Source organism: Anaerorhabdus sp., from assembly GCF_036657415.1.
Lineage (GTDB): Bacteria > Bacillota_I > Bacilli_A > Erysipelotrichales > Erysipelotrichaceae > Anaerorhabdus.
This window is the reverse complement of the sequence record NZ_JAVXGL010000066.1, coordinates 1-10,760: the sequence shown is the minus strand read 5'-3', so window position 1 is coordinate 10,760 and position 10,760 is coordinate 1. Positions and strand designations below refer to the sequence as shown.

Below are 10,760 nucleotides of genomic sequence, written 5' to 3'. Positions count from 1 at the left end.
TGGGTTCAAAAAACGCTCAAAAAGTAAGTTATACTTAATCGGATCTACATGTGTAATTCCTAAACAATATGCAACAAGAGCACCTGCTGCACTTCCTCTTCCTGGTCCTACATAAATTCCTTGTTTTTTAGCAAAACGAATAAAGTCCCACACTATTAAAAAGTAATCTTCAAATTTCATTGATAAAATAATATCTAATTCATGACGCAAGCGGTCAGTATATTCTTTTGTAACTTGATCATTAAGACGTTTTTTTAGTCCTGCAATGCAAAGTTGGGTTAAATATTGACTCGCATTCACATTATTTGGACATTTAAATTTTGGTAATGATGTTTTAAATTCATCAAAATTAATTGAGCATCTTGCACCAATCTCTTCTGTTTGATTCAAATCATCTTCATCATAAAACTGTTTCATCTCTTCTAAACTACGAATATATCTGCCTTGAATTGATGGAAGCGAGTGATCTTCGATAGTTTTTGCTAAGCGAATACCAGAAACAACTTTAAACAAGTACGCATCTTCTTCTTTTTCATAATAAATTTTACTTAATGCAACTGTTTTATAACCCAATTCTTGGCTACATATTTTCAACAATTGATTTCTTATCTGCCAAAACGATGCATCATTCATTGAAACCGCAAAATAATAATCATCAAAATTTGATGAAATAAGTTTCATTCTACGTATACACTCATCTTTATTTTCATTCATTAAAGCTTGTTCAAGATATCCACCTTCTCCATAAACAATCAAAATATTGTTTTGTGAGAACTCCATTAATTGTGAAAATTCAAGATAATTGGTTGAACCTGAAACAATGCTTGAACATTTCATCAAGTTAGCAAATCCATCATTATTCTTCGCCAATAGTAGAAAATCAATAATTTCATCCTCAATTATGCAGGATACTTCTAGTCCGATAATAGGTTTAATATTATTACTTACACATGCTTGATAAAATTCCATTGTTCCAAACATCACATTCTTATCTGATAAAACCACAGATGAAAAGTTCAACTCTTTACTACGTTGAACTAATTGCGTAATTGTTAATGCACTATCTAACAGTGTATATGAACTTCTAGCATGCAAATGAATCATTTTATTTACCTCATGCTTATTTTAACATACTCCCCATTTTTTATAAAATTCATTTACATTTAAATTCTTAAGTTTACAATATTGTTGAGAGGTGAAATATGAAAATCGTATATCTAACAGATAGTGGAACTGGTAAAAATTGTACAGCATTGCAAAACGAAGACATTATTAGTCTCCCTCTTCAAATCAGTGTTGATACAACAAACTACAATGATATGGAAGATTTATCCACGCAGGAATGTATTAATCTGCTCAAAGAAAAAAAGGTTCTAAAAACTTCACAACCAGCCACAGGGAAAATCGTAGAATTATTCGAAGAATGTAAAAAAACAAATACGGACAAAATTATCGCTGTACCTATTTGTCATGGGCTATCTGGTACAATGTCTACAATTCAAAGCTTTGCAAAACAATATAACATTCAATGTATTTGTTTTGATACACATGTTACCGCAGTTGTTCAAGAAAGATGTATAAGACTAATAAGACAATGGACTAAAGAAAATGTCTCTTTTGATATTATTCAATCTAAAATAGAAAATATCATTGCATCGTGTAACACTTTATTACTTCCAACCGATTTGCAACATTTAAAGCGTGGTGGCCGCCTTACTCCACTTGCCGCAACTGTTGCTGGATTATTAAAAATACACCCAGTACTTACAATCAATAAAAAAACAAGTGGTAAAATTGATATTCTAGCGAAAGTTAGAACTTATTCAAAAGCTGTGACCCAAGTTATTGAACAAATGAAAAATGATGGCGTTGATTCAACCTATGAAATTGTCGTTGCCCATGTGGATGATGAACAAGGTGCACACGAACTAGCTAATTCAATAATAGAAAATTTTCACAATGTAAACCCTATCATTATCCCATTATGCAATGTTGTAGCTGCACATACGGGTTTAGGTTGTAAAGCAATTCAATATTTCAAGCAAAATTAAGAGAATTTCACATTAATTTTGCTTTTTTTATGGTAAAATTATATGCGGACAGTTGGAGTGATAAAATGGCAAAAAAAGATAACAAAGCAACAGAAACAAATGCTACAAAAAAAGAAAAAAAAGCTACAAGACCTAAGACTTCCAAATCATCTTCTAGTAATTCAAAAAATAAGTCTACTACAACTAACAAAAAATCCACAACTAAAGCAGACAAAACGTTACTAAATAAAAATTTAGAGAAAGATACTAAAGAAACGATGAAACCTGAAGTCAAAGACCAAAACAATTCTAAGAAAACAACACACACTAACGAAGAAAGTGTGAATTTTGTTGACGAAATTTTCGAAGAGATACGTAATAAGTCTCCAAAACAAAGTTCTACGACTACAGAATCAATAGAAAATCGTTCTAATCTAGAAGTTAGCGAAGATATTTCTACTACTTCTTCAATTAATGAACAAGATACTATTCAAGATAACGCTGAACCAACCCATTCCAAAGAAAAAACAACTGAAGAAATTATTGAAGAGACTTTAGGTACAACACCACATATCGAAAATAAAACTTCACTTTCACAAACAGAAGAAGAAATTGTACTTCCCCCACTCGAAAAAATCGAGGGTTCTATCGAACCAATGGTAGAAGAATCCCATAAAACAAAATTCAATGAATCAGATTTTGAGAAAACAATTGTACTTAAAAAGATTAGTAATGATATTGAACCCAAGCATAAACATGAAAAGCCGAAAAAAGCATCACTTGGGAAACGCATTTTTGCAGGCTTTATCATCATCATTATCTGCATTGGGTTATTAATTGGTGGTGCTGGTATTGGTATAATTTCTCAAATTTTGGCAAATAGTCCTGAACTTAATCTTAGTGATTTTACTGGAGCCGAATCAAGTAAAGTATATGACGCTAATGGTGATGTCATTACTGAACTTGGTGCTTACCTTCGTGAAAATGTAACTTATGACGATCTTCCAGAAAGTATTGTCGATGCATTTGTCGCAATCGAAGATTCTCGTTTCTTTACTCACTCAGGCTTTGATTTACCACGTTTTACAAAAGCATTTATTGAAAATTTAAAAACAATGAGTTTTTCACAAGGCGGTTCAACCTTTACAATGCAACTTGTAAAAAACACTTATTTCAGTATTGATGATATTAATGCATCTACTGTTGCAGAAAAATCAATTGATCGTAAAGTTCAAGAAATATTTTTAGCACTTAAAATTGAAACTAAATTCGATAAAAAAGATATTTTTGTAAAATATTTAAATAAATTAAATTTTGGTGGAAATATACGTGGTGTTCAAAAAGCTTCACTTTATTATTTTGGTAAAAATATAAATGATATTAGTCTATCAGAAGCTGCACTACTTGCAGGTATTGTAAACTTACCGAATAAATATAATCCTTATTATTATTTAGACTATGCAACACAACGACGTAATGAAGTATTGGATATGATGGTTTATCATGGCTATATTACACAAAACGAATGTGACTTAGCAAAAGCTATTAAAGTTGAAGATTTACTTGTAGGTGAACAAAACACTTACTCACGTACTGAAAGTCAACATCAAAGTTATATTGATGCAGTTATTCAGGAAGCACAAGCATTGACTGGTAAAGATCCTGCTTTAAATAGTATGACTATTTATACATATATGGTTCCTGAAGTTCAAGATGTTATTGATTCAATTCAAGATGGAACTGCTGGAATACCCTTCCCAGATGACTTAATGCAAACTGCTATGATTTCTATGGATAATCGTACAGGTGCAATTGTTGGAATTGGTGGAGGTAGAAACTACGAAGGAGCTCGCTTATTAAATCGTGCTACCTCAGGATACAAACAACCGGGTTCAGCCGTAAAACCATTCTTATCCTATGCCTTAGCCTTTGAGCATCTATATTGGTCAAGTCAACATGTGCTAACAGACAGACCTTATACTTATCGTGGAAGTTCTCTTGTTTTGAAAAACTTTGATGGTAAATATCGTGGAGATGTAATCATTGACCAAGCATTTGGTGAATCACTAAACATTCCAGCTATCGATACGCTTCAACAAGTTATTGATGAAATTGGAAAAGAAAAAATTGTTCAATATTTAAATACAATCGGTTTTACAAAAGTAACAAATGAAAATTTCGATATCAGTTACGCAATTGGTGGTTCTACTTTCGAAACTACAGTTCTCGAAATGGCTGGTGCTCATGCGATGATTATCAATGGTGGTGTTTACAACAAACCACATACTATTCAAAAAATTGTAATGCAAGATGGAACTGTTGTTTACCCTGAACAACAAAATGTAAAAGTTTTAAGTACAGGTTCAGCTTATCTTGTTAGTGAACTTATGAATTATGCTGTTGAAGGTCCATATTTCAACTATATGCAAGTCTTAAGCAAAGGACGTGATTATCCTGTGTATGCAAAAACAGGTACATCTGACTGGGCTAAAGACGGACTAGTGTTTAATATCCCTCGAGGCGCTGCCAAGGATAAATGGATGATTTCTTCTACTTCACAATATACAAATGCTGTGTGGGTTGGTTATGATAAAGGAATTAAGGATAAAGGAACTTACTTTAATTCTTATAAGAGTTCATTAAATTTAACAGGAAAAATTAATGTAATGTTATTGGATGCTGTTGAAGAAATATCTCCTACTAAACCTACTGCAATTGAAAGACCAAATGATATTGAAGATATTACTTATATCTTAGGTTCATATCCTTATGCATATCCAGATGGTACTCATCAAACAGTAACTGCGGAAATTCGTAAAGGACATCCTGCTTTAACAGATGTATCAAAAAGTTATTATGGATCTACTAATTTAACATTAGGTGGTATAAATGTAAAAATGTTAGAAGATGGTAGTCTTGCTGTTACATGGTATGGTGGTGGCGGTTGTTCAGAGGGTGTCAAAGACTTAACACTGAATGATGGTAAAAACTATATCCCTGCTTCAGGAAGATGCATCTTTGATCATTCTGGCTCAGCTGGTGCTTCATATTTTGGTACAGTTTATATCGACGAAGTTCCTTTATACAATATCTCAAGTACGTCCGGTTACTACCAAGGATGGCCTGGTGATTTATATGGAAACATAAAAGTATGCGGTGGCTTCTCTACCGAAAATGGAACAAGCAACACAGAATGTGGTTACATTACTTACTAAAGAATATGGATTAATGTCCATATTCTTTTTTATTTATTCAATACGCAATTATGTGAATTAAAATTGAACAATTGACATTAATTTTTTATTGAACTATCCTCAATATAGAGTTGACGTCATCTCCAAAATAAAGGAGAAATTAATATGTATCACATAAGAATGAAAGGCTCTCATTATGAGGCAGGTTTTAAGTTTGGAAGTACACTAAAAAAGAATGGTATTGTCTTTAAATCATGTCCAACATTTGATATCACAGATGATATGTTCGAATTTACAGAAAAATGCTTACCTATCTATCAACAATATTATCCAGAAATACTCGATGAAATAAAAGGTATGTCCGATGGACAAGGAATTTCTTTTAAATTCTTGTCTACACTACTATGTTCAATGTATTGCTTTTCACCCGACCTCCATTGTTCATGCTTTGCGATTAGCAATGGTACTACAATGCTGTTAGCTAGAAATAGTGATTTCCTTGTTTCATTAGAAAAATTATATATGAATTGTATGTATTCATTGAAAGATAGTTATTCCTTTAATGGCAATACTACCGCATTTATTGAAATGGAAGATGGTATGAACGAGCATAATCTTGCTATTGGATTTACTTTTGTATATCCTACTAAAATAAAACCAGGAATAAATGCAGGACTACTCTTAAGAATGATTCTTGAAAAGTGTAAAACGATTGATGAAGCAATCACGCTTCTAAAAAACATTCCAATAGCATCTCAACAAACATATACGTTAATTGACATAACAGGAAAAATTGTTGTTATTGAATGTAATTGCGATCATGTTGTATGTTTATACCCAAATACAAATGAAGATTTTGTTTGCACAGCCAACAGATTTAATTCAGCTATTCTATCATCTTATAACAAGCCTACAAATTTTGATGACTGGGATGCCAGTTTAAGACAGCAAACCATGCTTACTGCATTACAAAATAATTCAAATAAAGATTTAACATTTGCACAAGAACTTTTAGCTGGTAAATATGGTTTCATTTGTCAATACGATAGGAAGAAAAATGCTGATACTGTTTGGTCTTGTATCTATGATGTCAAACACGGACAAGTATTTCGTGTTGAAGGAAATCCTAGTAAAAAAATATTTTTAGAAGACACTAGAATGAAATTTAAAAAGACTTGAGATATTCTCAAGTCTTTACTATACTTCTTCAGATTTTAAATCACGACTCATTAAATCACGGATTGCATCAGATGGTTTTTTTCCTTCATACAATACTCGATATACTTCTTCAGTAATTGGCATATCAATATTCTGACGTTGTGCTTCTTCGTAAACAACTTTTGCAGTTCGAACGCCTTCGACTGTTTTTGTATTCTCCGCTAAGAAACGTTCCGCTGAGTTATCTTTTCCTATTTGTAATCCTGCTTGGAAGTTACGCGAATGTTGTGAAGTACAAGTAACTATTAAATCACCAACACCTGTTAACCCTAAATAAGTTTCCGGCTTACCACCTTGCGCAATTCCAAAACGTGACATTTCTGCTAAACCACGTGTCATAAGTGCTGCGCGTGCATTATCACCTTGGTTAATACCAAATAAACAGCCACTTGCAATTGCCATTACATTCTTTAATGCAACTCCAATTTCAGCTCCAATAACATCTGTGTTTCGATAAACTCTAAACACATCATTAGAAAATAATTCTTGTACTAAAACAGCCGATTCTTCATTCTCACATACCGCATTAACGGTTGTGAGTAAGCGAATGACAACTTCTTCTGCATGTGAGGGACCAATGAGTGAAACTACATCTTGCAGTTTATCTTCGTCCATAAATCGTTTAATTACAATTGACAATCTTTCATGAGTTTCAGGATGGAATCCTTTCGCCACATTGATTACAATAACTTTTTTAGTAAGTAGCGGATTAATCATTTTACATACCGATTCAATCGCTATTGAAGGAACCGCCAATAAAATAATATCTGCATCTGCAACACAGTTAATATCTGTTGTTGCGCGAACATTTTCATTCAAATGTACTTCATCCCCAAAATATTTTGAAATCTTGTGATTTTGATTAATATCATTCACTTCTAGCTCATCTTTTCCCCAAATAATTGTATTGACGTTATTGTCAACCAATGTTTGAGCTAGTGCTGTACCCCAGCTTCCACTTCCTAAAACACATACTTTCATTTTATCTTTATCCTTTTGCTCTTGCGATAATTCGTATTGGAGAACCATCAAATCCAAATGACTCACGTATACGATTTTCTAAATATCGTTTATAACTAAAATGCATTAATTCTGGATCATTTACTGATAATACAAAGGTTGGTGGTGCCACTGAAACTTGTGTAGCATATAATACCTTTAATCGCTTACCATTAATTGCAGGTGCAGGAGTCATCAACTGAGCATCCATAACAACTTCATTTAATACATTGGTCGCAATTCTTAATTGACTATATTGATAAACATCATAAATCATTGGTAATAAATCATGGATACGTTGTTTAGTTTTTGCTGAAACAAAAAGAATTGGCGCATAACTTAAATATATGAATTCATGACGAATTTTTTCAATATATGCATTCATTGTTTTATCATCTTTTTCAACAGTATCCCATTTGTTATAGACAATAATAATTGGCTTCCCTGCTTCATGAGCATATCCTGCTACATGTTTATCTTGTTCGAGAATACCACGTTCACCATCAATGACAAAGAGTATAACATCACTTCTCTCGATGGCAGAAAGCGCTCGTAAAACAGAATATTTTTCTACATTCTCGTAGACTTTTCCTTTTTTTCGTATCCCAGCGGTATCAATAACTACATAATCTTGACCATCTTTTACAAATGGTGTATCAATAGCATCACGTGTTGTACCTTCGATTTCACTAACAATAACTCGTTCTTCATTCAAAATTGCATTTACAATACTTGACTTACCTACATTAGGTCGGCCAATACATGCGAATCGAATACTTCCTTCATAGTCTTCACGTTTCTTATCTGGAAACAATGAGATTACTTCATCCAGTAAGTCTCCCATACCAATACCATGAACACCACTAATTGCGAAAGGATCTCCTAGACCCAAATTGTAAAACTCATAAATATTTTCAATCTTGGATGAATCATCAATTTTATTAACAGCTAAAACAACTGGTTTGCTTTGACGTTTCAACATATTGGCAATATATTCATCATCTGAAGTGATGCCTTCTTTACCTGAAACTACAAAAACAATAACATCTGACTCTTCAATTGCAATTTCTACTTGTGCTTTAATTTCTTCTTGAAACGGTTGATCAAGTAATTGGATACCACCTGTATCAATTACTCTAAAATCTTTAGTCAACCATTCACCTTTACCATAAATACGATCTCTCGTCACTCCTGGTGAATCCTCAACAATCGATAATCTCTCACCAATGAAACGATTAAAGATTGTTGATTTTCCCACATTAGGACGACCTACGATTGCAACAATCCCATTGATCATTCCAAATACCTCATTTCCTTAAATTTTCTTACTTATAATTTCCTCAATCTTTGAAACAACTTCTTCAATAGATAAATTTGAAGAATCTACTTCAATTGCATCATCTGCCTTTTTTAAAGGGCTATGCTCACGATGACTATCTTGATAGTCACGTGCTTCAATCTCTTTAGTAAGCACTTCTAAATCGCTCTCAACGCCTTTTTCAAGGTTCTCTTTATATCTTCTCTCAGCTCTTGCTTTCGCAGATGCTGTTAAGAATATTTTTACTTCTGCATCTTTTAATACAACTGTACCAATATCACGGCCATCCATAATAACACCTTTTGATTTGGCCATTTCTTGTTGGCGACGAACCAACTCTTCTCGCACCAAAGGCAACTTAGAAACATTGCTCGCACCCATAGACATTTCATTCGTTCGAATTTCTAAGTTCACTTGTTTACCATCTAAATAAATTGAACCATCTGGTTTTAATTCAATAACTGTATTTTCAATCATTGATATGATTTTTTGTTCATCATCAATTGCAATACCTTCAAGTTTAGCCTTATACGCAACACAGCGATACATTGCACCTGAATCAAGATGTACATATTGGTATTTTTTAGCTAATGCTTTTGCAATTGTACTTTTCCCTGCTGCACTAGGGCCATCGATAGCTATATTAATCATCACTAAATAATACCTCTATTTAAAAGTAACCAGTAACCAACAACACCAATTACAACAAGTAATGCAAGAATTAAAATAACTAAAATAAAGTTGAGAATACGATTAGAGTTATTAACTCTTTCTTCCATTTGATCAAGATTACCACGATAGTTATCTAATTGTGCTTTCATTTTTGTTGTTTCTTCAAGCAATTGCAAACGTTGGGTTTGCTCTTCCTTTAATCTTTTTGCAAAACTAAAAGGTAGATGTACTTCTTCGTAATTATCCTCTTCTTCATCACCATCATCAAAGACTTCATAGTCACCTACTTCATCATTCAACATCTTACTTAATTCTGATGATATTTGTGTATTCATCTTTGTATCTTGTTGAAGAAATGGAATATCTGTTGTTTCTGCACCATCTGACACAAACTCATAATCATGGCTCTTTAAAATAGAAGATTCCTTAAGATCTTTTTCTTCTGGCTTGTCGCCTCTTAACTCTTTAAGAATGTTAATTTGTGTATTTTCATTTAACATTCTTCCTTTTTCACGGTTATACTGTTTAACTTCATGAATATATTCATCTAAGTATTCATTATTAAAAGTTGAAACGTCTTTCATTTCATTCGTTTCATCAAATGAACTCATATATTCATAATTGCTATCTACTGGCTCATGACTTGGAACAGTTCCTAAACGTGTAGAATCAATTTTATTTAGTCTTTCCGTAAATTGTGACAATTCCTTTGTGTCTATTTGCCCTTCAGAATCATTTTGTAAATGTTCTCTAAGTTCTTGATATTTTGCTGTACGCGAATACTTTCCCATAAAAGCCTCCTCATAATCATATCAATTATACCATAAACACACGATTTTCATTGAAAAATTTACATAATTATTTCTTTAGTATTGGAGAAATATGTTTATAAAGCATGATTGTAATCACCGCAACAACAATCGCCTTCACTAAATTGAAAGGTGTTGTAGCAAATAGTACAAATGTAAACTTATCATTAATAAATGGAACAAGTTGTTTTCCCATATCAATAATTGTATTTAAATCCATATGAAAGAAAAATGAGTATGCTGGAATTAGTACAAAATAATTCATAATTAATCCAACTACTGTCATTGAAATTCCTCCAATGACTAATCCAATAATCGCATTTTTCTTATTCTTATTTTTGAAATATATTGCGCTTGCAGGTACAACAAATGCACACCCGATTATAAAATTTGCGAATTCTCCTACAAATGCTGTTGTCGTAGGTTTAAAAAGCATGTATAAAACAATTTTCAACGCTTCAATAATCATTGCTACAATTGGTCCAAATGCAAAGCCACCCACTAATACTGCTACTTCACT

At 32.6% G+C, this 10,760-nt stretch carries 9 protein-coding genes; 3 read left to right on the top strand and 6 right to left on the bottom strand.

The window, feature by feature from the left end:
* On the bottom strand, window positions 1–1,104 hold a 1,104-nt coding region (locus RSB60_RS08915), incomplete at its 3' end, for a PHP domain-containing protein (protein ID WP_332615840.1).
* A 98-nt stretch (window positions 1,105–1,202) separates the two neighbouring features.
* On the opposite strand from RSB60_RS08915, the gene RSB60_RS08910 reads away from it, so the two are divergent.
* The 3 genes from RSB60_RS08910 to RSB60_RS08900 all read left to right on the top strand — a co-directional run bounded on the left by RSB60_RS08910 (window position 1,203) and on the right by RSB60_RS08900 (window position 6,403).
* Complete coding sequence (locus tag RSB60_RS08910; protein ID WP_332615838.1) at window positions 1,203–2,051, top strand: DegV family protein; 849 nt, start codon at window positions 1,203–1,205, stop codon at window positions 2,049–2,051.
* Window positions 2,052–2,116: 65 nt separating this feature from the next.
* Window positions 2,117–5,245 (top strand): transglycosylase domain-containing protein, encoded by a 3,129-nt coding sequence (locus RSB60_RS08905; protein WP_332615836.1) that lies wholly within the window; start codon window positions 2,117–2,119, stop codon window positions 5,243–5,245.
* 144 nt (window positions 5,246–5,389) lie between these two features.
* Window positions 5,390–6,403, top strand: coding sequence for a C45 family peptidase (locus tag RSB60_RS08900; RefSeq protein ID WP_332615834.1), 1,014 nt, complete (start codon window positions 5,390–5,392; stop codon window positions 6,401–6,403).
* Between the two features lie 18 nt (window positions 6,404–6,421).
* Here RSB60_RS08900 and RSB60_RS08895 read toward each other — a convergent pair whose 3' ends face one another.
* From RSB60_RS08895 to RSB60_RS08875, 5 genes are all read right to left on the bottom strand, one after another.
* On the bottom strand, window positions 6,422–7,423 hold the full coding sequence (locus RSB60_RS08895) for an NAD(P)H-dependent glycerol-3-phosphate dehydrogenase (RefSeq protein WP_323380572.1): 1,002 nt from the start codon (window positions 7,421–7,423) through the stop codon (window positions 6,422–6,424).
* Window positions 7,424–7,430: 7 nt separating this feature from the next.
* Window positions 7,431–8,738: a ribosome biogenesis GTPase Der gene (der, locus tag RSB60_RS08890; RefSeq protein WP_323380573.1), complete on the bottom strand. Its 1,308-nt coding sequence runs from the start codon at window positions 8,736–8,738 to the stop codon at window positions 7,431–7,433.
* Between the two features lie 18 nt (window positions 8,739–8,756).
* Window positions 8,757–9,410: a (d)CMP kinase gene (gene cmk / locus RSB60_RS08885; RefSeq protein WP_442878183.1), complete on the bottom strand. Its 654-nt coding sequence runs from the start codon at window positions 9,408–9,410 to the stop codon at window positions 8,757–8,759.
* A 2-nt stretch (window positions 9,411–9,412) separates the two neighbouring features.
* Entirely contained in the window at window positions 9,413–10,222 is an 810-nt protein-coding gene (locus tag RSB60_RS08880) for a hypothetical protein (protein WP_323380575.1), read from the bottom strand.
* A gap of 67 nt (window positions 10,223–10,289) precedes the next feature.
* On the bottom strand, window positions 10,290–10,760 hold a 471-nt coding region (locus RSB60_RS08875), incomplete at its 5' end, for an ECF transporter S component (protein ID WP_332615831.1).

Excerpts from the sequence above, each read along its gene's own strand:
- RSB60_RS08910 (WP_332615838.1), top strand. The coding sequence starts at position 1,203 with ATGAAAATCGTATATCTAACAGATAGTGGAACTGGTAAAAATTGTACA.
- RSB60_RS08905 (WP_332615836.1), top strand. The coding sequence starts at position 2,117 with ATGGCAAAAAAAGATAACAAAGCAACAGAAACAAATGCTACAAAAAAA.
- RSB60_RS08900 (WP_332615834.1), top strand. The coding sequence starts at position 5,390 with ATGTATCACATAAGAATGAAAGGCTCTCATTATGAGGCAGGTTTTAAG.
- RSB60_RS08895 (WP_323380572.1), bottom strand. The coding sequence starts at position 7,423 with ATGAAAGTATGTGTTTTAGGAAGTGGAAGCTGGGGTACAGCACTAGCT.
- der (WP_323380573.1), bottom strand. The coding sequence starts at position 8,738 with ATGATCAATGGGATTGTTGCAATCGTAGGTCGTCCTAATGTGGGAAAA.
- cmk (WP_442878183.1), bottom strand. The coding sequence starts at position 9,410 with ATGATTAATATAGCTATCGATGGCCCTAGTGCAGCAGGGAAAAGTACA.
- RSB60_RS08880 (WP_323380575.1), bottom strand. The coding sequence starts at position 10,222 with ATGGGAAAGTATTCGCGTACAGCAAAATATCAAGAACTTAGAGAACAT.